Source organism: Brucella sp. NBRC 113783, from assembly GCF_040372265.1.
Lineage (GTDB): Bacteria > Pseudomonadota > Alphaproteobacteria > Rhizobiales > Rhizobiaceae > Brucella > Brucella teleogrylli.
On the sequence record NZ_BAABRX010000003.1, the window covers coordinates 511,444 to 534,530 of the forward strand.

Below are 23,087 nucleotides of genomic sequence, written 5' to 3' on the forward strand. Positions count from 1 at the left end.
ACTTGTTCCGGGCAACTGTCATCCGACACCACACTAGCTTTCCGCCTTGAACTTTTTGGCCTCTGCGAGAAGCTTCTGCCGGTCACGGTGTCCCAAACGTTCGATCAATTCTCGTGCCTGTAGCGGCGAAAGATCCGAGTTCTCGGCGAGAAACTTGATATCCTCATCTTCAGTCAACGGAGTCGGGTTTTGCTCTTGCTCAGTCATGATGGTGTCCTCAATCGATTGGCTTTTGATAAGCTTGTGCGGCTGGGCTTCCTCGTCATATCCAGAACGTAGTGGCGTAACCGATGCAGATGATCGCGAGAATGACCATCCACCAGATCAGATAGATACGGCCTTCCTGCAATCCGCGGCGCCGTTCAGATTCCGCTTTCTGACCGCCCGGCGCTCTATCGACACGGGCACTACCGGTGGTTTTGTTGGGTGTAATCATCGCCATAAACCTCCCTGGCCCAACGATCTCGTAGAGCAAATGTTCCGGCGACCTCTTGCTGAATTCTTCCGGAGCCTCGGAATTCGACAACGCCGTTTTACTTTATAGACTTCGCCACGAAGGAACCGATCCCAGTCAAATAAGTTTCAATGGAGCGCTGTGTCGGCTTCCACTATCCTGGAGGAGCAATTGCCATGGAAAAGTTCTTCACTCGTCTCTCCCAGACTATCGCTGAACTGGCAGGGACATCCTATGCGTTCGGCGTTGCTTTGGGGTTCATACTCATATGGGCCTGTTCGGGTCCGATATTTGGCTTTTCCGACACCTGGCAGCTTGTCATCAACACAGCCACAACGATCATCACTTTCCTGATGGTCTTTCTGATCCAGAATTCGCAAAACCGCGATTCCACGGCAGTGGAGGCGAAGCTGGACGAAGTCATCCGTTGTCTGGAAGGCGCGCGTTCACAGCTTATCGGCATTGAACACCTCACCGAAAGCGAAGTCGAAGCGATACGGACGGCAATTGAGGACGAAAACGGAGAACAAACTACAAAAGTGAATGTTGAGGAATTGCTGCGTAATGCGACCCGAAGAGCAAAACAACACCGCCCGAAGTAGACTGCGTTCCCGCAAGTCTTTCGACAGAAACCGATTTGGTTCGAAACATATGTGGTTTTGAGAAGTTAGACCTCCCTAATCAATGGAGGCTGGACAATGGGAAAACATGCAACGAAGCCGGGAACGACCGATCAAAAACCAAAATGGGAAGGTCCACCGGAAAACCGACCGCGCGGTTATGAACCGGCAGAAGATAATCCCGACAAACAACGCGATGCAGCGGGACACAGCCTGTCAGATCCCGACCGCAGAAATCTCTCCGATGCTTTAAGCGAGCCAAAGTCCAACACCACGAAGAAAAATAGAGATACGTAATGACGACGACTTCTCCAATCCCCATCCCCCTCAAGGCGCTCGCGCTGAATGCGACATTGAAAGGCAAGGCGGATCATACGCCGTCCTCGACCGATGAACTGTTACGCTATCTGGATTCTCATCTCATTCCATATGGGGTAGAGACCGAACATCTGCGATTGAGCGCATTCAATATCGAGCCGGGTGTGTCATCCCGCGAAAGCGACGAAGATGAATGGCCCATGGTGCGGCAAAAGATTTTAGATTCGGACATTTTTATTCTCGGCACCCCGATCTGGCTCGGACAGCCATCCAGCATCTGCAAACGTGTTTTGGAACGCATGGATGCCTTTCTTTCCGAAACAGACGATAAGAACCGGATGCCTTCCTATGACTGTGTTGCTGCGGTGGTTGTGGTTGGCAATGAGGATGGAGCTCATCACGTATCCGCAGAGCTATATCAGGCTTTGAACGATGTTGGTTTTACCTTGCCAGCGAATGCCGTCACCTATTGGGTGGGTGAAGCGATGCAATCAACCAACTTCGTCGATCTCAACACAATTCCCGAAGTCGTTGCTTCAACGACGAAAATGGTCGCTGCAAATTGTGTCCATCTTGCCCATTTATTGAAGAACCACCCCTATCCAGGTAGCCATTAAAACATCATGGGCTGGCTTGGGTTGTCCGGTTCCGGCGAAGGTGGCCCGGGATCGGGAAGCGGCGGTATTTGGTCCGGTTCGTCAGGACCAATGGGATCACCATCGGGCTGGGGTATGGTATCCGGCGGCTGCTGGGGGACTTTTTCGGGTTCAGGCGATGGTAATTCCGGGGGATCGCCCGATTGCAATTCCAGAGCCTTCTTCTTGAATTGGGCAGCATTTGCGGTATCGGGTTGCAGCGTTTTCATCGGATTTCCTTCCTCTTTTCCAGAAGGGCCGAACCTGTCGCAGAGGCGATTGTTCCGTCGGCTGTCTAACGTTTCTCCGGCTTTCCGTAAGCACTGCGCAATTCAGTTTTCGCCAGCTCCAATATTCGTTTGCGCTCTTTCGGCAGCTTTGTGCCAGCACGATTGATATAAAAAGTCAGCATCGACATCGCCGATTGGAATGGAGTGGTTTTGCGCTTTCGACTGTGATCGGCCGAACGTTTCAGTGAAAGCGCAATCTTCTTCGGATCATTATCTTCGAAAATATGCGGCTCCAGTGTCAGCGCATCGCTATGCTCGGTCACTTCTGCCGACCACTTTTTGGACTTGGTCATGCCTGCACCTCGATGATTTTAAGGGAACTGTTTGCCTCAAAACCTATTACCATGGCAGATGTTCCAGCTTTTCAGTCCGCGATCAGATCAATGGCTGCCACAAACGCTCATAAATCCCGTTCTCACGTATCTTTGGAGGAGATTGTTCATGGCAGATCATGATGCTGCAACCCGCAAAGACAAGTTGCGAACCGGAATCCCCTTCTGGATAAAAACTCCGAATTCCAGGGTGCGAGCGTACCGGCATCTTCCCGATCAGTCTTTTGACGTTATCGTCATCGGCGCAGGCATCTCCGGGGCTTTGATGGCGGAAGCACTGACCCGCAGTGGAAAAAGCGTGTTGATCGTTGACCGCCGGCCACCTGTACGCGGATCAACCTCGGCGTCCACATCAATGATCCAGCATGAAATCGACATACCTCTCACGCAACTGCGCAGGAAAATCGGAGCCGCACCAGCCAATGCGGCCTGGATTCGGTCAGCACAAGCTGTGCAGGACTTGATCGATTTGTCCGCCCGGCTTGAGATCAATTGTCAGATGCATCGCAAGTCAGCGCTCTATCTCGCAGGCAACGAAATGGGCGCACAATCATTGGCCAAAGAGGTGGTCGCGCGCAACGAGATCGGCATCAAAGCCGACTATCTCAACCGCGCAGCTCTGATTGCGCGCTTCGGAGTGGATCGTCCCGCCGCGATTTTGTCGGATGTTTCCGCATCTGCCAATCCAGCACAGCTGACCGCCGGGCTTCTGCACAAGGCGCTGACGCGCAATGCCCATATTGTTTCTCCTGTCGAGATCACCGATATGGCTGAGATGCCCTCCGGCGTAGCTCTAGCGACCCGAAAGGGCGAAGTTCTGGTTGCGGAACATGCCGTGTTTTGCACCGGTTATGAATATCTCCCCCAGATGGAAACCGAATGGCACAGCATCATATCGACCTGGGCAATCGCTTCTAAGCCTATGTCTGGTGTGCCCAATTGGATGCGCAACATGCTCGTCTGGGAAGCTGCTGATCCCTATCTTTATTTGAGAACCGATGCATTTGGGCGCATCATCGCCGGGGGTGAAGACGAGCAGGCGCAAGAAAGCAGCCACGATCCAAAGAAGCTGGCATATAAAGCGGCCATCATCGCGAAAAAGCTGAAAGACCTCACCGGAATTGCGATCGATAAGCCAGATTATATCTGGTCCTCGCCATTCGGAATTACGAAAGATGGCTTGCCGATCATCGACCGTGTACCGGGATATGAACGCATATTCGCAGCCATGGGTTTCGGTGGCAACGGAATTACCTTTGCCATGATCGCATCGCAAAACATCACAGCCGCGATAACCGGCAAGCCGGTTCCTGATGGTGAACTTTTCCAATATCGCTGACGCGCGGACCTACAAAGGTATATCATAACGGAAGTGGGGAACCGAGCATTGTCAAAGTAAAGGCAGGCTGGACCGTTGAGTGGACAAATAAGGACCCGATGGCTCCTACCGCTGCAGTTCAAGGTGGATGGGAAATCATGATACCACCCGGGAAACGGGCGAGTAGGGTCATCACGGACAAAGCCAACATTGATTACTATTGCCGGTTTCATCCCAATATGAAGGGGCGAATTGAAGTCGTGTAGCTAAAACCCGCTTGTGCCAGTCCCTTTGATATCGTTGAGCCTGTTTAAATATAACGAGGGTGAACACAGTGCTGGAAACAGGCTGCGTTTACCCAAAAACTATCCCGTATAGAGGTTATTCTCGGCTTTCCTGCCCGCCGATCTGCGGAGGCGACTTTACCGTAACGTACTTCCCGTTCCGAATTTCATCATGCAGCCTATGTTCTGGGCCACATTAAAAGGAAATTGAGCAATTGGTTTTTTGAACCGCCGCTCCAATAGTTCAACTTTCAACATCTGGCAAAAAGCCAAGCGCAATGAATCAAAGTGAAATGCGCCGGAAAATACCGGCGCATCCATCATTTAGCTGCGAATGAAAGCGAGCAAATCGGCGTTAACCACATCTGCATTGACCGTTAGCATTCCGTGCGAGAAGCCCGGATAGATGATCAACTTGCTGTTTTGCAGCAGCTTGTCTTGCATAAGCGCGGCAGTTTTATAGGGAACGACTTGGTCATCATCGCCCTGAAGCACTAGGGTCGGGACTGTAATCGCTTTCAAGTCCGCAGTCTGGTCAGTTTCCGAGAAGGCTTTTATGCCTTCATAATGCGCCTTGGCGCTGCCCATCATGCCCTGCCGCCACCAATTATCTATCACGCCTTGTGAAGGCTCCGCTCCCGTGCGGTTGAAGCCATAGAAAGGGCCGGCCGGCACATCGATGAAAAACTGTGCGCGATTGGCGGCGAGAGCGGCGCGAAAACCATCGAACACCTCGATCGGAGTGCCCTCAGGATTATTCTCTGTCTTCACCATCAGTGGTGGAACAGAGCTGACCAGCACGGCTTTGGCGACACGACCTTGTGGCTGGCCGTGTTGGGCGACATAACGAGCGACTTCGCCGCCGCCGGTTGAGTGGCCTATATGAATGGCATTGCGAAGATCGAGATGTTCCGCGACGGCCGAAGCATCGGCCGCGTAGTGATCCATATCGTGCCCTTCGCTGACCTGGCTCGACCGGCCATGGCCGCGACGATCGTGAGCAACAACGCGGAAGCCTTCCTTTAGGAAGAATAGCATCTGATTATCCCAATCGTCGGCGCTTAATGGCCAACCATGGTGGAAATGAATCGGCTGCGCATCCTTCGGGCCCCAATCCTTGTAAAAAATCTCTGTTCCATCCTTGGCTTTAACAAAAGTCACGGCAATTCTCCTTTGTTGTCGGGGATGATAAAGACGCATGCTATTCAGTTTTATGCACTGCACCGCAATTCAAACGTCATCCACCAAGAACAAGTCGCGGATGAATGGAGCTCAATGATTGTGTTGGTGCCAGTTGGTAGTGCGTACGCTACCCGCCCGACGGCGGACCGTCAGCGAAACTCTCAAGCCGATTTGAACCAATTATCTGTGACGCAAGCTCAGTTTGAGCTTTCATGCTTTGGTCCTCCGGTCAGGTATATACCTTTGATATAGAGCGGATAGATGCAGCATTCCCTTATTTAAGCTACACCACATAAATTGAAATTGGCAAGAGTGACATTAATTAATTGCAAAACTGACACAATCAACGAAGGCTCCCGCCTTCATTGCGCAGTAATTCAAATATATTTCATGGATTCCACCAAAATATATTTAAAATATAATAATTAATAAATAAATATTATACATGCTGCTATTTCCGGAAAAGCAAATATATCGGAATATGTACGTCTGGGGCAGACGCAGCAGAAAAATCCGTACTCAATGCAAACTTACGACGGAATTCACCCAAAACGGTCGATCACTTCACATATAAGTCGCGTGAACGCTTCAGATGCGCCAGCATTGCCGCCTCGGCGCCTTCAGCGTCATTTTCAGCCAAGCGGTCTAGAATTTCGGTGTGCTCGGCAAGCGTGTATTTTTCCTTGCCGGTCCAGATCAGCATGTGTGTGTGGTATTCTTTCAGCCACGCCAGCATGGCTTCGCTGACCGCCACAAAGATCGGATTATCCAGAATCTTTGCTATGCGAATATGAAACTCCATATCCGCGGCGATGAACGCATCGGCATCACCCAATGACTGCCGTTGCCGTTCAATGATATCCCGCAATTCGGAAATATCGCGCGCAGTCACCTTCTGCGCCGCCTCACGTGCAATGCCGCGTTCAAAAAAGATACGCGCGCTCTTCAGATGCTCGAGCGTATCCATCGACTGCGCGAGCATGATCTTCGCGGTCGGGTCCACCTGTTGAAATATCGACCTTGCAGTGAGCTTGAGAACCTTCGCGCGCTCTCCATGCGAAATGCTGACCAGACCCATTTTAGCAAGCGACTGCATTGCCTCGCGGATCGCCGGACGCCCCACACCGAAGCGTTCCATCAAAACCCGTTCGGATGGCATTTCATCGCCTGGCAGCAATTCGCCCGACGTGATCATGGTTTCAAGCCGGTCAAAAACTTCGTCTGACAATTTACGGCGAACGATAGGTTCGATTGGCTGGGTCATGGCATCTCACTAGTCATGAGCTTTGTTCCCTTATGCATCTTCAACGGCGCAGATGAAAGCCGTTACCCACACCCACGTGCAGGGGCTCACAATTTTTCCTCTTGCACATATTGGAATACTCATTATACCAGTTTGCATTCAAACGCCATGCGCTTTTCGCTGGCGCGAGTAAAACAGCGAGTGACGGCAATTCCGATGAACATCCGCTTGACCTATCGCATAGAAAGCACCGGCAACATTGAGAAGATGGCGGCCAAGATCGCCAGCGATCAATCCACCGGCACTTTTGTTGCCGTTCCCGGTGAAACGGAGGAATTGAAGGCCCGCGTCGCCGCCAAGGTGCTGGATATCCGCCCTCTGGAAGACGCGCAGGTTCCAGCCTGGCCAGAACTGGAACGCGATCACGGCCCGATCAGGCGCGCCGATGTTGATATTGCTTTTCCGCTTGATGCGGTCGGCACCGATCTCGCCGCTCTCATGACCATCGCCATCGGCGGGGTCTATTCGATCAAGGGCATGACCGGCATTCGCATCGTCGATATGAAGCTGCCACAGGCATTCCGTAACGCCCATCCTGGCCCGCAATTCGGTATTGAGGGAAGCCGCAAGCTCACCGGCGTTGAAAAGCGTCCGATCATTGGCACCATCGTCAAGCCCGCGCTTGGCCTGCGCCCCCATGAAACGGCGGAACTGGTGGGCGAATTGATTAGGTCCGGCGTGGATTTCATCAAGGACGACGAAAAGCTGATGAGCCCCGCTTATTCGCCGCTGAAAGACCGCATTGCGGCAATCATGCCGCGCATTCTCGATCACGAACAGAAGACCGGCAAGAAGGTCATGTATGCCTTCGGCATCTCGCATGCCGATCCCGACGAGATGATGCGCAATCATGACATGGTGCTCGAAGCGGGTGGCAATTGCGCCGTGGTCAATATCAACTCCATCGGCTTCGGCGGCATGAGTTTCCTGCGCAAGCGCTCGGGTCTTGTCCTGCATGCGCATCGCAACGGCTGGGACGTTCTGACCCGCAATCCGGGCGCCGGCATGGATTTCCGCGTCTATCAGCAGTTCTGGCGCCTGCTCGGCGTCGATCAGTTTCAGATCAATGGCATTCGCGTGAAATATTGGGAGCCGGACGAAAGCTTCGTCTCGTCGTTCAAGGCGATCAGTACACCGCTCTTCGATCCCTCCGATTGCCCGCTGCCAGTTGCAGGCTCCGGTCAATGGGGCGGACAGGCACCGGAAACCTATGCACGCACGGGCCGCACCACCGACCTCCTCTATTTGTGCGGCGGTGGAATCGTCAGCCATCCCGGCGGACCTGCAGCAGGGGTTCGCGCTGTACAGCAGGCGTGGGAGGCCGCAGTGGCCGACATTCCGCTTGAGGTTTACGCAAAAGACCACCCCGAACTTGCAGCCTCGCTGGCGAAATTCGGCAATGGAGGCGAAGGATGACCAGCCTCGCACCGCTGCTTTCCTATTACGGAGATGATCTGACCGGTTCCACGGATGTAATGGAAGCGCTCAGTTCGAATGGTATCGAAACTGTCTTGTTCATGAACAAGCCGGATGACGCGCTTCTATCGCGCTTTGGCCATTGCCGGGCCATCGGTCTCGCAGGCACCAGCCGCAGCGAAACCCCGGATTGGATGGAGGCGCATCTGACCCCCGCCTTCGACTGGCTGCGTAGCCTCAATGCCGCAATTTGCCACTACAAGGTCTGTTCCACTTTCGATTCCGCGCCGCATGTCGGCAATATCGGCAAGGCGATCGAGATCGGAAAATCGGTCTTCCAGCAGGCTTATGTTCCGCTGATCGTCGGTGCGCCGCAACTCAAGCGCTACACATCCTTCGGCAATCTCTTTGCCGCCTATCAGAGTGAGACCTACCGGATTGATCGCCATCCGGTGATGAGCCGTCATCCGGTGACGCCGATGCATGAAGCAGATCTGCGTTTGCATCTGGCCCAACAAACGACATTGAAAGCCGAATTGGTTGATAGTGCAGCGCTGGCCGCATCTGAAGCGGATAAGCGTATCGACGCGATCACGCAAAAGGCGACCGGCATGGTGCTGTTCGATGTGGATAGCACCGAAAGCCAGTTGCGCGCAGGTGAACAAATCTGGCGTTTACGTGCCCCCCAAGGCTGGTTTGTCGCCGGTTCCTCGGGCATCGAATATGCGCTGCTTGCCGCATGGCGGGAGGCGGGCCTGATCGGCGCTCGGAAAGATTTTCCTCTGCCGGGCAAAGTGGATCGTATCGCCGTGGTGTCGGGCAGCGTTTCGCCGACGACCGAACGCCAGATCCGCACCGCAACCGCAGCCGGTTTTGTCGGCATCGATCTCGATCCGCTCGAACTCCTTGGCGAAAATGCTGCGCAGGCGATGGAAACCGCCGTCGCACATGCGCAAAAAACCTTGCAGGCTGGCAGAAGCGTCATTCTCAACACGGCGCTCGGCCCCTCTGCTGATCGCGGTCGCGAAATCGACCGTATCGCCGGGAGCCGCCATCGACTGGCGCGCATTCTGGGCTCGATCCTGCGCAGTCTGGTTGAGCGCGAAAAACTGCCGCGCGCCGTAATAGCTGGTGGCGACACGTCCAGTCACGCCCTGCGCGAGCTGCATGTCGATGCGCTGACCACGCTGCTGCCGCTTCCGCAAACACCCGGCTCGCCGCTTTGCACTGCGCATGGTGGCGATACTGCGACCAATGGCCTGCAAATCGCACTGAAAGGCGGACAGGTCGGCGCTGACAATTATTTCAGCCAAATACGCGACGGTTTACCCAACTGAAATCTGGAATACTCATTGACTGGTTATACCAGTTAAGTTACCAAAGACACCGGAGGAAAATTCAACCATGACAGCAATCGCTTTGTTCGGCGCAGGCGGCAAGATGGGTTACCGTCTGGCCAAGAACTTGAAGGGCTCGCGCTTCGACGTCCGCCATATTGAAGTCAGCGATGCAGGCAAGGCGCGTCTGAAGAACGATCTGGGCATCGATACAGTCGATGCCGATCAGGGCCTTGCAGGCGCCGAGGTTGTCATTCTGGCCGTGCCGGACACCCTCATCGGAAAAGTGGCCGCAGGCATTATCGACAAGCTGAAGCCCGGCACCATGGTGATCGCGCTTGACGCGGCAGCTCCCTTCGCAGGTCATCTGCCCGAACGCGCCGATCTGACCTATTTCGTCACCCACCCATGCCATCCGCCGATCTTCAACGACGAGACGGACATGCAGGCAAAGAAGGATCATTTCGGTGGTCTTTTCGCCAAGCAGCATATCGTTTCGGCGCTCATGCAGGGGCCGGAAACGGATTACGCGCTGGGCGAAGAAATCGCAAAGGTGATCTGGGCCCCCGTCATGCGCTCGCATCGCGTCACGGTCGAACAAATGGCGATGCTGGAGCCGGGTCTTTCGGAAACCGTCTGCGCCTCACTTCTCGTCGTCATGCGCCAGGCAATGGACGAATGCGTGCGGCGTGGCGTACCGGAAGAAGCGGCCCGCGACTTCCTGCTCGGCCATATGAATGTTCTGGGCGCGGTCATCTTCAAGGAAGTCGACGGCGTATTCTCGGATGCCTGCAACAAGGCAATCGAGTTCGGCATACCCGCGCTGATGCGCGACGACTGGAAAAACGTGTTTGAACCGCAGGAGATCGCCGAAAGCATTCGCCGTATCACCTGATAATCAACGGGAGGGTCAAGCGCCCTCCTTCACTGCCCTGCTGGGAACAGGGCTGAACACACTGGGAGGAAATTATGGAATTCACACGCAGGAAACTGACGCGCGGTATCGCGCTGGCCATCGTCGCTGGTGCGCTGTCGGCAGGCACAGTCATGCCAGCCTGGGCGGCGGACCTCATCGCGATCATCACGCCGTCACACGACAATCCGTTCTTCAAGGCTGAGGCCGTGGGCGCAGAGGCAAAAGCAAAGGAACTTGGCTATGAAACGCTGATCCTCGTTCACGACGACGACGCAAACAAGCAATCTCAGCTCGTCGATACGGCAATCGGGCGTGGCGCCAAGGCGATTATTCTGGACAATGCCGGGTCCGAAGCGTCTATCGCTGCAGTGCAGAAGGCGAAGGATGCAGGCATTCCATCCTTCCTGATCGACCGTGAAATCAATGCGACCGGCATTGCCGTCTCGCAGATTGTTTCCAACAACTATCAGGGCGCCCAGCTCGGCGCGGAAGAATTCGTCAAGCTGATGGGCGAAAAAGGCAATTACGTGGAATTGCTTGGCCGCGAAGCCGATCTCAATGCGGGCATCCGCTCCAAGGGCTATCACGACGTTATCGACGACTATCCGGATATGAAGATGGTCGCACAGCAGTCGGCCAACTGGAGCCAGCCGGAAGCCTTCACCAAAATGCAGAGCATTCTGCAGGCCAATCCGGACATCAAAGGCGTGATTTCAGGCAACGATACGATGGCGATGGGCGCTTGGGCAGCTCTCGAAGCGGCCGGTCGTAAGGACGTGATCGTCGTCGGCTTCGACGGCTCCAACGATGTGCGCGACTCCATCAAGGCTGGCGGCATCAAGGCCACCGTCCTCCAGCCAGCTTACGCGCAGGCGCAAACCGCTGTCGTTCAGGCTGACGAATTCATCAAGTCGGGCAAAAAGCCTGCTGAAGAGAAGCAGCTGATGGATTGCGTGCTGATCAATGGCGACAATGCGGAAAAGCTCGAAACCTTCGCTTTGAAGGATTGAGCCCCGGAAAGTTGAGAGCCGGGAGCCGTAATGCTCCCGGCATATTCCCTATACCGAGGATATCTTCATGTCAGTGCTGAAGTCAGCGTCCATTGTTGTGCTGGCCTGTGGTGTTGCGCTTTCGGGCTGCAAAATCATCAAGACGCCAACAGCTGAGGAAGCCGCAGTCGCCCGCGGTGACAATTTCAACCCGGACCGCTCGGTTGCCGACATCTGGGATTCCAAGGTCAAACCGTTTTTCGCGGAAAAGACCGTGACGCTTGATGAAGTCATGACCGCAGCCAATACCGACGCTGACGCGGCGGGAAACAAATTCGGCCACCGCGAAAAGCAGGGCAACGCGCCTTGGACCTTCGCAACCAAGCTGGAAGGTACGGTTGTTGGCGCCGAGACCAAATCGCGGGCTGCCTATGTCGATGTGGACAGCAATGGCGATGGCAAGGCGGATGCGCGTGTTCAGATCGGACCAACCGTTCGCGGAACGGCCATTCGCGACAGCTTGAGCTTTGTGAACTTCAATGAATTCCGCAACCAGATCGAATGGGCGCAGTTCGGGAAATCGTTCAATACCCGCGTCAACGACGAAGTTTTGTCGAAGCTGCCACGCGAAAATCTGGTCGGCATGAAAGTAAAGGCCAGTGGCGCCTTCGCCATGCCATCCAAGGGCCAGTTACCGCTTTTCACGCCCGTATCCATTGCGCTGGAGAAGTGAGCCATGGAAGCGGAGCAGCCAATCAAAGACGATATCGTCCTCAAACTTGAAGACGTATCGAAAGTCTATTCGGGGATCGTCGCCGTCAAACGCGCCAATCTCGAATTGCGACGCGGATCGGTCAATGTGCTGGTGGGCGAGAACGGCGCTGGCAAATCCACATTGATGAAGATCATCGCCGGTGTTGAGCGCCCGACCATGGGCAAGATCATTCTCGACGGTGAACCGGTGGTTTTCGACAGTCCTGCCGATGCGCAAAAGTGCGGCATCGCGATGATCTTTCAGGAACTCAATCTGTTCGCCAATATGTCCGTGGCCGAGAATATTTTCGCCACCCGTGAGATCATGCGCGGAGTACGCGGCATCGATCACAAGGCGCAGGTCCAAAAGGCCAACGAATATCTCAAGCGTCTGGATGCTGGCATCGATGCCAATATGCTGGTTTCCGATCTTCCCATCGGCCAGCAGCAATTGGTGGAAATCGCCAAAGCCATTTCACTTGATGCGCGCATCGTCATCATGGACGAACCGACATCTGCGCTCTCAGCCGCCGAGGTCGATATTCTCTTCAAGGTCATCGCCGAACTCAAAAGCCAAGGCGTCGCCATCGTCTACATTTCGCATCGTCTGGAAGAACTGATGCGCATTGGCGATTACATCACTGTGCTGCGCGATGGCAAGATCACCGGGCAGGAAGAAGTCAGGAACATCGATACGCAATGGATCGTGCGTTCCATGATCGGCTCCGATGCCAAGGATTTTGCCAAATCGGTGAACCACACGATAGGCGAAGAGCGGTTCCGCGCCGAAAACATCACCCTGCCCCGCGCCACAGGCGGCCTTGCCGTCGATAATGTGTCCTTGTCGGTCCACGCCGGTGAAGTTCTGGGAATATACGGCCTTATGGGTGCGGGCCGTTCCGAGTTTTTTGAATGCGTCATGGGTCAGCACCGCCATTCGACCGGCCATATTTTCATAGACGGGCAGGAAGTGACCGAGCGCGATACGACACGCCGCATAAGGCGTGGACTTGCGCTTATTCCCGAAGACCGTCAGCGCGAGGGTCTGGTGCAGGTTCTGTCGATTGCCAGCAACCTGACAATGGCCAGTCTCGATCGGCTTACGAAACTGTTCCACATTGCGCCGAAGCGTGAGAAGGAAGCCGTCAGGCAGGCCATCAAGGATCTCGCCATCAAAGCCCCGAACCCGGATTTCGAAGTGACTTCGATGTCGGGTGGCAACCAGCAGAAGGTTGTGATCGGCAAAGCGCTGATGACCAATCCGAAAGTGCTTTTGATGGACGAGCCATCACGCGGCATCGACGTTGGCGCAAAAGCGGATGTTTTCCGCACCATGCGTCGCCTCGCTGGCGACGGCTTGGCCATCCTGTTTTCAACCTCCGATCTGGAAGAAGTCATGGCCTTATCCGACCGCATCGCCGTGCTCAGCAATGGCAAGCTGATTGCCATCTTTGACCGCGAGCATGCGACGGAAGCCGATATCATAGCGGCCTCGGCCAAGGGCCACGGCCATAACCACGATCTGCAAACCAAGGAACTCGCGTCATGACAGCCAAAACCGCCACGGCAGCCACTGACCCAACCTTTTCGAGCGGATCGGCCTTGCTGACGCTGATGAAGCTGCGGACATTCATTGCGCTTTTTGCAGTTTTCATCTTTTTCTCCTTCGCCGCACCGAACTTCCTTTCGACAGCCAATCTCATTTTGATGTCGAAACACGTGGCGCTGAACGCCTTTCTCGCCATGGGCATGACTTTCGTCATCATCACGGGCGGGATCGACTTGTCAGTCGGTTCGATTGTCGGCCTGTGTGGCATGGTCGCCGGTGGTCTTTTGATCTACGGCATCGATCTGGGCATCGGCTATACAATCTATTTCAATGTGATCGAGATATCGCTCATCACACTGGCTGTGGGTGTCGCGGTCGGCTTCATCAACGGGCTCCTGATTACCAGGCTCAACGTGGCGCCATTCATCGCCACGCTCGGAACCCTATATGTCGCGCGCGGCCTTGCTCTGTTGTCGTCTGACGGCCAGACCTTCCCGAACCTCGTCGGGCGAGAAGATCTCGGCACCACCGGCTTCGGCTTTCTCGGCGCGGGCAGCATCCTCGGCTTGCCGGTTTCCATCTGGCTTCTGATCGTCGTTGCATTGGGCGCAGCCTATGTCGCCCGGTACACGCCGTTGGGACGACAGATTTTCGCGGTGGGTGGCAATGAACGCGCAGCGCGCATGTCCGGTATCCGCGTCGACCGCGTAAAAATGTTCGTCTACATGTTTTCGGGCTTTTGCGCCGCCATTGCCGGTCTTATCATTTCGTCTGAACTGATGGCTTCGCACCCGGCAACTGGAAACTCTTTTGAACTCAATGCCATCGCGGCGGCCGTTCTGGGTGGAACCTCCATGTCGGGCGGGCGCGGTACCATCGGTGGAACGATTATCGGCGCTTTCGTGATCGGGATTCTTTCTGATGGTCTGGTCATGATGGGGGTGTCGTCCTTCTGGCAGATGGTCATCAAGGGGCTCGTCATCATCATCGCCGTGGTTGTAGACCAGGCACAGCGCCGCCTTCAGCAGCGCGTCACGCTCATGCAAATGGCAAAGGCAGGATAATGACCGAATTCAAGGGCGCGCTCATCGGCTGCGGCTTCTTCGCAATCAACCAAATGCACGCCTGGAACGATGTTACCGGCGCAAAAATCGTGGCGATCTGCGACCGCGACCCCGAGCGACTGAAGATCGTTGGCGATCAGTTCGGGATCGAACGTCGCTATACCGATGCCGAGGCGCTGTTTGCCGATGGAAATATCGATTTTGTCGATATAGCCACGACAGTTGGAAGCCATCGCATGCTGGTTGAAATGGCCGCTGCACATAAAGTACCCGCCATCTGCCAAAAGCCCTTTGCCAAGAAGCTTGAGGACGCTAAGGCCATGGTGAGAACGTGCCAAGATGCCGGTATTCCTTTGATGGTTCACGAGAATTTCCGCTGGCAGACACCGATACAGGCCGTTCGGAAAGCACTCGATAGCGGCGCGATAGGCGATCCCTTTTGGGGGCGTTTTTCCTTCCGCTCTGGCTTCGACGTCTTCTCAGGCCAGCCGTATCTTGCGGAAGGCGAGCGCTTCATCATCGAAGACCTCGGCATTCACACGCTCGATATTGCGCGCTTTATTCTCGGTGATGTAGCAAGCCTCGTCGCGCGGACCAAACGCGTGAACCCGAAGATTAAGGGCGAGGACGTCGCGACCATTTTGCTCGACCATGAAAATGGCGCCACATCCGTCGTCGATGTCAGCTATGCGACCAGACTTCAGGTTGACCCCTTCCCGGAAACCCTCATCGAACTGGATGGCACAGCAGGCTCAATCCGGCTTTATCAGGGATACCGTCTGGAAGTCATCAATGCCAGAGGCACAACCGTTTCGGACGTTTCACCCAAACTGCTGTCCTGGGCATCGCGTCCCTGGCACAATATTCAGGAGAGCGTCTTCGCGATCCAGCAACACTGGATCGACAAACTTGCCTCCGGCGCGGAAACATCAACGTCGGGTGCCGATAATCTCAAAACCTTCGCGCTGGTGGATGCAGCTTATGACAGTGCGGCCAGCGGCAACCGCGTCGATGTGAAGGCTATGCTGGGATGAGCAGCGTCGATCCGTTTCTGCTTTATGGCACGGAAGAAACCGATGCCCGGCCACTGCACCTGCAAGCTGGGCGTCTCGCAGTCGATCTGAGCGATGGGAATTTGCGCTGCATCACCTATGATGGTGTCGAAGTGCTGCGCGCGGTGTCTTATCTCGTACGCGACCGCGACTGGGGGACATATGCCCCTTCTATTCGCGACTTCACCGTAGAGAGAAACGCCGCTGGTTTTACTGTCGCCTATCAGGCCTATGTCAGCGGTCCCAGCGATAGCGAGCTATTGGTTGCTGTGACCATATCGGCAGATACTGGTGGCACACTAACATTCGACGCTGTGGCTACAACGACAACCGGCTTCGAAACCAACCGCTGCGGCTTTTGTATTCTGCATCCGATTGTCGGGCTTGCCGGTTCGCCGGTTACGGTGGAACATGTCGATGGAACGCATGTACAGAACCATCTGCCCGATCTCATCGAGCCGTGGCAACCATTTAAGGATATGCGCGCCATCACCCATGAAGCCCTTCCGGGTGTGTTGGTCGAATGCCGTATGGAAGGCGATGTCTTCGAGATGGAGGATCAGCGCAACTGGTCCGATGCCTCCTATAAAACCTATGTGCGCCCTCTCGCGCTGCCTTGGCCCTATCGGATTGAAGCCAACGAACCAATCCATCAGCGGGTCGTATTGACCATCCACGATAAGCGGTCGAGTGCATCCACTGCCGTCACTTCAAACACCGAACCAGTGTTCATTACGCCTGACGACGCGCGCGGCATCATGCCAAGTATCGGCATCATCATCACTCCGGAAGAAGCCAAGGCGAGCCTTGCTTCGTCCGGCCTGCTAAGCGAAATCTCTCCGCAGGATTTGCTGTTCCATTACGATCCACACGCCGGACATGACGCAACAGCATTTGCAGACTTTGCTGCTCTTGCCGCTGGATATAAGGGGCGCACATCGCTGGAGATCGCACTTCCCTGTGAAGGGTCACTCATCGACGAAACCACCCAGATTGCGACGCAAATGAAAGCAGCAGGCTTTGCGCCCGACGCTATCATTGTCTCACCGTCAATAGATCGCCAGTCCACGCCGCCCGGCAGCGCTTGGCCGCCTTGCCCACCACTGGAAGAAGTCTATAACGCCGCGCGCACCGCTTTTCCGGGTGCTAACCTCGGCGGCGGTATGCTGAGCTATTTCACGGAATTGAACCGCAAGCGCGTGCCGGGCGCCCTGATCGATTTTGTGACGCATTGCACCAATCCAATCGTGCATGCCGCCGACGACCTGAGCGTCATGCAAACGCTGGAGGCGCTGGCCTTCATTACGCGTTCGGTACGCGCCATTTATGGCGACAAACCCTACCGCATCGGCCCATCGACCATTCCCATGCGCCAGAATCCCTATGGGAGCCGGACGATGGACAACCCCAATGGCAAACGTATCGCCATGGCCAATCGCGATCCGCGCCACAATGGCAAATTCGCGGAAGCATTTGCCTTTGCCTATGCAGCGCGGGTGCTAGATGCAAATCTCGACTGTCTGACGCTATCAACATTGACCGGCCCCTTCGGGCTGGTTGCGCATGAAAACGAACCCACGCCTGCGGGGCGTACACGCCCGATTTTCAACAGCGTGAAAGCCTTGTCCGCACTGGCCGGAAAAGAATGGCGCGCCTATCATTCATCCCGCCCGGCCCACGTTCTTGCCTTCGCGGTTGAGAGTGGACTCTGGCTCGTGAATGTCACGCCAGAAGAGCAGAGTGTCAGCATAGAAGGTAAGAGGGCGTTTTCGCTCGAACCCTATAGAGTTCTGTCGATACCGCTTTAAGCCAAAGCGCGGAAAGCAGCGGATACGCGACATCCTCCCGGTCGCGTATCTCTGGAAAGGTTCAGCGCCGCTTTGCGGGCCGCGCCGCCAAAATGACATTGTGGCGCTTGGCGAGTTCTGCGGTCACCGATTCAATTTCCTCAGCCTTGCGGGCTTCGTCCCAACCCAGTTCCAGCGCCAGAATATCCGCAATCGCAGCCAGATTATCGGCGGTCAGCGCGCCGTCAATGGCAAGCGTTGTGCGACGCAGCACAACATCAGCCAAATGAACCACCAGTTCATTGCGAGCGATCCAGGCAATCTCGGCGCGGCTCACCGTATCCGTCTCGGGCAAATAGGTGACACCGACTTTGGCTTCGTCCCGGATGATGGAGCCCGCTGTCGTGCCGTAACGCTTGAGCAATAGCTCGACACGCGCAGCTTCAAGGCCCGTTGTACTTGCCTGTTTTGCGACCCACGCACGGCGCGCATTGTCATCCAGCGGGTAATCCTTACCGCCGCCGATTGCGAGATTGCGCGTCGAGCGGAGGCGCGTGCGTTGCAACCGTTGCAAGACCGTGTCCGCAACCTCTTCGGCAAACCCCCGGAACGTCGTCCATTTGCCCCCTACCAGCGAGATGATTGCGAATGGACGCGCCGGATCGGGCTCAATCACCGGCGCCGAGTGATCGCGACTGATCAACCCCGGTTCTGAGGCATTGGACGCACGCAGCGGGCGGATGCCGCTATAGGTGTAGACAATCTGATTGCGGTCGAACTGCAATTTCGGCAGCAGTGAACGCAGGCTTTCAATGAAATAATCTGTCTCATCGTCCTCGCAGCGCACATTGTCCGGATCGTCGGAAGGAATGTCGGTCGAACCGACCAGCGCAAGACCGTGATAGTCGTAAACAAGGCAGATACGACCGTCATCGGCCTCGAAATAAATCATCCTTCCAACAAGGCTTTTCACCAGTTCGGGATGGTCGATCAGAATATGCGACCCCTTAGTGCCGCCGATCATCTTGGTGGGTTTACCAAGCGCAGAATTCACCCGGTCAATCCACGGGCCAGCCGCGTTGATCACAAGCTTCGGCCTGACTGAGAATGCCGCGCCGTCTGGACCTTCAAAGCTGATTGCCCCATCACCGGCTTTGACCAAGGCTGTGAAATTCGCAGCCGCGCTTTTTGAATTGGCCTGAAGTCCGTCACTGACCAGTTCATAGACCAGCCGCTCGGGTCGGCTGACCTTGGCGTCATGATAGATACCGCCTGCGACAATCGCGGGCGTTATGTACGGCATTTCCTGCGTTGCGGTCTTCTTCAGGACAAAACGGTGGCGCGGCATAACGCGCTCACGCGCACCGAAATAATCATAGAGGCCAAGGCCGATCTTGATCAGCACGGCACCGCGACTGCGCGGCGCAGTTGTGGAACCGAACAATGTGCGCAAGGCCGCGGTGATCCCTTTGGTCCACGAGAACACAGGAATAAAGGTCGGCAGCGGCTCAACATTATGCGGCGCGTTTTTCAAAAGCAGATTTCGTTCCAGCGTGGATTGCGCAACCAGACCGAATTCCCCGGTTTCCAGATATTTCAAACCACCATGGATCAGCCGCGACGGTGCGGCACTGGTGCCCGATCCAAAATCGCCTTTGTCGACGATAAGGCAATTCACGCCTTGTTCGCACAAATCCCGGTACAGCCCCGCACCGTTGATGCCCGCGCCAAGAATAAGGACGTCAACACCATCCGCTTCCAGTTGGGCGATGCGGGTCTTCATTTCGGCAGGGCCTACGAAACTGTTCATTTCACCGTCTTTACATCTGTTGTCTGCGCAATCGCGCGCTATACATTCGTTCTGTCTTCAATCCGAAAGGGCTTCAATTTTAGGCCATAACGGTCCAAGCGCCGAGGCAATTTCCTTGAACAGCGCGAAGCGTTTTTCATATTGCGTGCTGCGCTCCGCATCTGGCGTGTAAGTGCAGCCGATCGCGTCAAGATCGCGCGGATCGCTATAAACGTCAGCAAAAACACCCGCGCCTTTGCCTGCGCAAAGCGCTGCGCCCCAGGCTGCTGCCTCATCCGTCTCAGTGACGGTCACCTGCATCCCAAGCACATTGGCAAACATTTGCGCAAAGGCCGGGCTGCGCGATACCCCGCCCGTCAACCGCGCAGCGGAGATGGCGAACCCTTCCTTGAGATGATCGACATGGATGCGGTGATTAAAGGCAATCCCTTCCCATACGGCGCGCAACATATCACCGCGTTCCTGCCAGCCGCGCAGACCGAAAAAAGCGCCGCTTGCCATGGCGCCATAAGGCGAACCAAAAAGATAAGGATGGAACAATGCTGTTGAGGGCTTTGCCAGTGCAGCATCTATTTCCGGGCGCAACATGTCGTGGATCGAGCGACCTGTCTCTTCCGATAGACGCCGCTCGGATGGGCAGAGCTTATCGAGAAACCAGTCGTAGTTCGCCGTTGACGCTGGCGAGATCGACATGTTGTTCCATTCCCCCGGCGCGATACCGTTGCGGCAAAACCAGTTCGGATTCACATGCGGTTCGGAGGATAGCGTCTCGTTGATCGAATAGGTTCCCGCGACCACCGCCACAGTGCCCATCTTCAACCCGCCAACGCCAAGCGCCGATGCCGTAACATCATGCAGACCACCAACAACCGGCGTACCGGCAACAAGACCGGTGCGCGCCGCGCAAGCCGCAGAAACGCCACCCACGATCTCGTCCGAACGCGACATGGGTGGCAACGCGTTCCAAAGGGCTTCCAGTCCGAACAATGCAAGCGCGTCGCGTGAATAATCCTGTCTCTGCACATCCGTGAAGGAGGTGGACGCTTCGGTCCGATCCGTTCCAACCTCGCCGGTCAGGCAGAACCGGAGCCAGTCCTTGCAGGCGATGACATGTGCGATACGACTGAAGCGCTCAGGCTCGTTTTCTTTTACCCAAGCGAGAATGGCCGAAGGTGCGGAAGCATGCGGCAATTGTCCGGTAATGGCGATGGACTGTTCTGCGACGGCACCGTTCACCCAGTTTTCCGCAATATCGACAGCGCGGCTATCCAGCGACAGAATGCCCGCGCCGAGCGGGCGGTGTTCACTGTCGAGCATATAAATACCGTCGCCATGGGCAGTGGTGGCGATGGCCAGAATATCGGAAGCAGGCCTGCCGCTCGTGGCAATCGCTTCGGCAATCGCGTCCGCGGTGGCATTCCAGAATTCGTCCATGTCACGCTCGACGTGACGGGGATGCGGAAACGACTGGGCGACACGGCGGCGCGCGACTGACAGCGTCCTGCCGTCAATGTCGAACAATACGGCTTTCGTGACGGTCAGTCCGCTATCGATTCCCAACAGGCAGGGCATGGATCGTATTCCTGGTATGGTAATGCAGGCTCGGCAAAACGCGTTCGCCGCGATTTTGTTATTCTTTCTGACCGCCCGAACGGGCGATGACGACATTTATTTCCTGGGACTGCATATGTTCGATATGCGTCTCGGGCGTGTTTTCATCGACGATCACCACATCGAAATCACTCAGGGCGCCGAAATTATGCAAAGCGCGCCGTTCGAACTTTGTGTGGTCGGCCAGAAGCACACTTTTTGCTGCGCATTCGCGCATCGCTCTTTTGGTTTCAACCATTTCGGTCGATTGATGAAACAACAGATCGTCGGTGATTGCGGCGATCGAGATGAACGCCACATCGGCACGCAGGCGACGGATTTCATGGATCGTCATGCCGCCGACAAAGGCATTGCACCAGTTGTAAAGCTGCCCACCCAGACCGATCAGCGTGATGTCCTGCATATCGCGAACTTCGTTCATCAGGATCAGCGAATTGGTAATAACGGTCAAAGGCGTCTTGGCCTGAAGATGCGGCACCATTTGCAGAACAGTGGTCGAGTCATCCAGAAAGATGGCTTGCCCCGGTTCGACAAATTGCATCGCGGCTTCCGCGATCAGTTTCTTTTCTTCCGACTGCCGCGACACCCGGTAAAGATCGCTTGCTTCGATCAGGCTGGTGGGTGCTGCGGAAACGACCCCACGCGTCTTGCGAAAAAGTCCCCGGCTGACAAGTTCATCGACATCACGATGCGCCGTCATCAGGCTGATGCCGAAACGCTCCGTCAAATCTTCGATCCGCATCGACCCCTCGGCCATCACAGTCTCCGCGATCTGCTGGCGGCGCACCAGCTGACGCGCATGCCGACTGTCGTTCGGCACTTGATCTGTCATCAGATTGTCAATGCTTGCCTTGTTGCTCACCGTCATGCCTGCCATCCGTTCCCAGCCATTATTTCGTTGTCACTGACAGGTTCTGGCGGACTACGCCAGACAAAAAGGGGAACGATATCCAGAGCGCCGGTTAGAGCCGGCGCTCCGGTCTATGCTCTTACTGCTCGAGAACGAACGGAGCCGTATATTTGTCGACATTATCCTTGGTGATCAGGAAGCAATCGAAAAGCTGCTTTTCCTGATCAACACCGGTCTTGCCGGTCTTGATGAAGCTGTCAGCCTGCTTGACGGCAGCTTCCGAGAAAATGGCAACCGGCTGCAGCACGGTGTACTGAAGCTCACCGGCCTTGATCGCAGCGACCGCATCCGGCGAACCGTCGAAACCGCCGACCTTGACCTGTTCCAGCTTGCCAGCCTTCTTCAGAGCAGCGATTGCACCAAGAGCCATTTCGTCGTTACCGGAGATGACACCGATAATGTCGGGATTGGCCTGCAACAGGGCCTGCATCTTGTCGTGGCCCTGGGTGCGGTTCCAGTTGGCAACATCTTTACCGGCCTTCACCAAATCCGGATACTGCGACAGGACCGTTTCGTAACCATTCGAGCGGGTTGCCGCATTGTTGTCCGATGGCGCACCGAACAATTCGACATATTTGCCCTTGTCGCCAACGCTTTCAACCCACTGGGTTGCGCCGATTGCAGCGCCCTGCGCGTTGTTGGAAACGAGCTGTGCCTTGGCAAGACCTTCCTGATTGATTTCGGCGTTGACGAGGAACACCGGAATGCCTGCTGCGACAGCGCGCTTGACCGCCCCAACCGAGCCGTCAGCATTTGCCGGATCAAGAATGATCGCAACCGACTTGTTGGTTATCGCGGTGTCGATCAGGTTGCTTTCGGTGTTGGTGTCGCCCTTGTGACCGCCAACGACAGCCGAATAGCCCAGGCCTTCAGCCGTCTTCTTGGCGATTTCACCTTCGGTGTACCAGTATGGGTTCGAAGGGTCGTTGACGATGATCGTCATCAAACCTTCAGCCCAGGCAGCGCTGGCGATAAGCGGCAGTGCCGCTGCAGCAGCGAACAGAACGCGCATACCCTTCTTAAACATGTCTCACTCCCGTAACATTTTTGTTTGTGTTGTGCCGGTTGCCCGGCGGGTATCATTTCCATTGGGCGAGGCTTTTGAGGTTGATCGCCGTCTTGGAACCTTTCGATACGCCCTTGGAATACGGCCCATC

The 23,087-nt window shown here is 55.6% G+C and carries 23 protein-coding genes; 13 read left to right on the plus strand and 10 right to left on the minus strand.

Annotation, left to right across the window (positions count from 1 at the left end):
* Positions 1-33: 33 nt before the first annotated feature.
* A complete protein-coding gene (locus tag ABWW11_RS12940; protein ID WP_181375968.1) occupies positions 34-207 on the minus strand; it encodes a hypothetical protein in 174 nt (57 codons plus the stop codon).
* A gap of 55 nt (positions 208-262) precedes the next feature.
* Positions 263-436, minus strand: coding sequence for a hypothetical protein (locus ABWW11_RS12945; protein WP_181375967.1), 174 nt, complete (start codon positions 434-436; stop codon positions 263-265).
* 194 nt (positions 437-630) lie between these two features.
* Between ABWW11_RS12945 and ABWW11_RS12950 the strand changes: the two genes are divergently transcribed.
* The 3 genes from ABWW11_RS12950 (at position 631) to ABWW11_RS12960 (ending at position 2,009) form a co-directional block, all read left to right on the plus strand.
* Positions 631-1,056, plus strand: coding sequence for a low affinity iron permease family protein (locus tag ABWW11_RS12950; protein ID WP_109365891.1), 426 nt, complete (start codon positions 631-633; stop codon positions 1,054-1,056).
* Between the two features lie 96 nt (positions 1,057-1,152).
* Positions 1,153-1,371 carry a hypothetical protein gene (locus ABWW11_RS12955; RefSeq protein WP_109365890.1) on the plus strand — a complete coding sequence of 73 codons (219 nt, stop codon included), beginning with the start codon at positions 1,153-1,155 and terminating at the stop codon, positions 1,369-1,371.
* Positions 1,372-1,394: 23 nt separating this feature from the next.
* The gene (locus tag ABWW11_RS12960; protein ID WP_319080415.1) at positions 1,395-2,009 is read left to right on the plus strand and encodes a flavodoxin family protein; all 615 of its coding nucleotides are present in this window, start codon (positions 1,395-1,397) and stop codon (positions 2,007-2,009) included.
* Here the strand turns inward: ABWW11_RS12960 and ABWW11_RS12965 are convergent.
* Together ABWW11_RS12965 and ABWW11_RS12970 are read right to left on the minus strand one after the other, a co-directional pair.
* Positions 2,006-2,257, minus strand: coding sequence for a hypothetical protein (locus tag ABWW11_RS12965; protein WP_109365889.1), 252 nt, complete (start codon positions 2,255-2,257; stop codon positions 2,006-2,008). The genes ABWW11_RS12960 and ABWW11_RS12965 overlap by 4 nt on opposite strands.
* A 65-nt stretch (positions 2,258-2,322) precedes the next feature.
* A complete protein-coding gene (locus ABWW11_RS12970) occupies positions 2,323-2,610 on the minus strand; it encodes a DUF3175 domain-containing protein (protein ID WP_109365888.1) in 288 nt (95 codons plus the stop codon).
* Positions 2,611-2,758: 148 nt separating this feature from the next.
* Between ABWW11_RS12970 and ABWW11_RS12975 the strand changes: the two genes are divergently transcribed.
* A complete protein-coding gene (locus tag ABWW11_RS12975) occupies positions 2,759-3,988 on the plus strand; it encodes an NAD(P)/FAD-dependent oxidoreductase (protein WP_319080411.1) in 1,230 nt (409 codons plus the stop codon).
* A 587-nt stretch (positions 3,989-4,575) separates the two neighbouring features.
* Here the strand turns inward: ABWW11_RS12975 and ABWW11_RS12980 are convergent.
* A complete protein-coding gene (locus tag ABWW11_RS12980; protein ID WP_210205534.1) occupies positions 4,576-5,451 on the minus strand; it encodes an alpha/beta fold hydrolase in 876 nt (291 codons plus the stop codon).
* 541 nt (positions 5,452-5,992) lie between these two features.
* On the minus strand, positions 5,993-6,697 hold the full coding sequence (locus ABWW11_RS12985) for a transcriptional regulator NanR (protein WP_109365884.1): 705 nt from the start codon (positions 6,695-6,697) through the stop codon (positions 5,993-5,995).
* A 195-nt stretch (positions 6,698-6,892) separates the two neighbouring features.
* On the opposite strand from ABWW11_RS12985, the gene oiaX reads away from it, so the two are divergent.
* The 9 genes from oiaX (at position 6,893) to apnL (ending at position 17,620) form a co-directional block, all read left to right on the plus strand.
* A complete protein-coding gene (oiaX, locus tag ABWW11_RS12990; protein ID WP_109365883.1) occupies positions 6,893-8,152 on the plus strand; it encodes a 3-oxo-isoapionate-4-phosphate decarboxylase OiaX in 1,260 nt (419 codons plus the stop codon).
* Entirely contained in the window at positions 8,149-9,489 is a 1,341-nt protein-coding gene (locus tag ABWW11_RS12995; protein WP_109365882.1) for a four-carbon acid sugar kinase family protein, read from the plus strand. Before oiaX ends, ABWW11_RS12995 begins: the two co-directional genes overlap by 4 nt.
* A 67-nt stretch (positions 9,490-9,556) precedes the next feature.
* Entirely contained in the window at positions 9,557-10,384 is an 828-nt protein-coding gene (locus ABWW11_RS13000) for a phosphogluconate dehydrogenase C-terminal domain-containing protein (RefSeq protein ID WP_109365881.1), read from the plus strand.
* Positions 10,385-10,458: 74 nt separating this feature from the next.
* Entirely contained in the window at positions 10,459-11,415 is a 957-nt protein-coding gene (locus tag ABWW11_RS13005) for a D-ribose ABC transporter substrate-binding protein (RefSeq protein ID WP_109365880.1), read from the plus strand.
* 67 nt (positions 11,416-11,482) lie between these two features.
* On the plus strand, positions 11,483-12,127 hold the full coding sequence (locus ABWW11_RS13010; protein WP_109365879.1) for a DUF2291 family protein: 645 nt from the start codon (positions 11,483-11,485) through the stop codon (positions 12,125-12,127).
* Positions 12,128-12,130: 3 nt separating this feature from the next.
* Positions 12,131-13,696 carry a sugar ABC transporter ATP-binding protein gene (locus ABWW11_RS13015; protein WP_109365878.1) on the plus strand — a complete coding sequence of 522 codons (1,566 nt, stop codon included), beginning with the start codon at positions 12,131-12,133 and terminating at the stop codon, positions 13,694-13,696.
* Positions 13,693-14,760: an ABC transporter permease gene (locus tag ABWW11_RS13020; RefSeq protein WP_109365877.1), complete on the plus strand. Its 1,068-nt coding sequence runs from the start codon at positions 13,693-13,695 to the stop codon at positions 14,758-14,760. The genes ABWW11_RS13015 and ABWW11_RS13020 overlap by 4 nt, the downstream gene beginning before the upstream one ends.
* The gene (locus tag ABWW11_RS13025) at positions 14,760-15,794 is read left to right on the plus strand and encodes a Gfo/Idh/MocA family protein (RefSeq protein WP_109365876.1); all 1,035 of its coding nucleotides are present in this window, start codon (positions 14,760-14,762) and stop codon (positions 15,792-15,794) included. Before ABWW11_RS13020 ends, ABWW11_RS13025 begins: the two co-directional genes overlap by 1 nt.
* On the plus strand, positions 15,791-17,620 hold the full coding sequence (apnL, locus tag ABWW11_RS13030) for a D-apionate lactonase (protein WP_109365875.1): 1,830 nt from the start codon (positions 15,791-15,793) through the stop codon (positions 17,618-17,620). Before ABWW11_RS13025 ends, apnL begins: the two co-directional genes overlap by 4 nt.
* Positions 17,621-17,681: 61 nt before the next feature.
* Here apnL and ABWW11_RS13035 read toward each other — a convergent pair whose 3' ends face one another.
* The 4 genes from ABWW11_RS13035 to ABWW11_RS13050 form a co-directional block, all read right to left on the minus strand.
* Positions 17,682-19,409: a glycerol-3-phosphate dehydrogenase/oxidase gene (locus ABWW11_RS13035; protein WP_413464682.1), complete on the minus strand. Its 1,728-nt coding sequence runs from the start codon at positions 19,407-19,409 to the stop codon at positions 17,682-17,684.
* Between the two features lie 57 nt (positions 19,410-19,466).
* Positions 19,467-20,981 (minus strand): FGGY-family carbohydrate kinase, encoded by a 1,515-nt coding sequence (locus tag ABWW11_RS13040; RefSeq protein WP_109365873.1) that lies wholly within the window; start codon positions 20,979-20,981, stop codon positions 19,467-19,469.
* Between the two features lie 58 nt (positions 20,982-21,039).
* On the minus strand, positions 21,040-21,888 hold the full coding sequence (locus tag ABWW11_RS13045; RefSeq protein WP_109366407.1) for a DeoR/GlpR family DNA-binding transcription regulator: 849 nt from the start codon (positions 21,886-21,888) through the stop codon (positions 21,040-21,042).
* 121 nt (positions 21,889-22,009) lie between these two features.
* On the minus strand, positions 22,010-22,957 hold the full coding sequence (locus ABWW11_RS13050; RefSeq protein WP_109365872.1) for a D-ribose ABC transporter substrate-binding protein: 948 nt from the start codon (positions 22,955-22,957) through the stop codon (positions 22,010-22,012).
* Positions 22,958-23,087 lie beyond the last annotated feature (130 nt).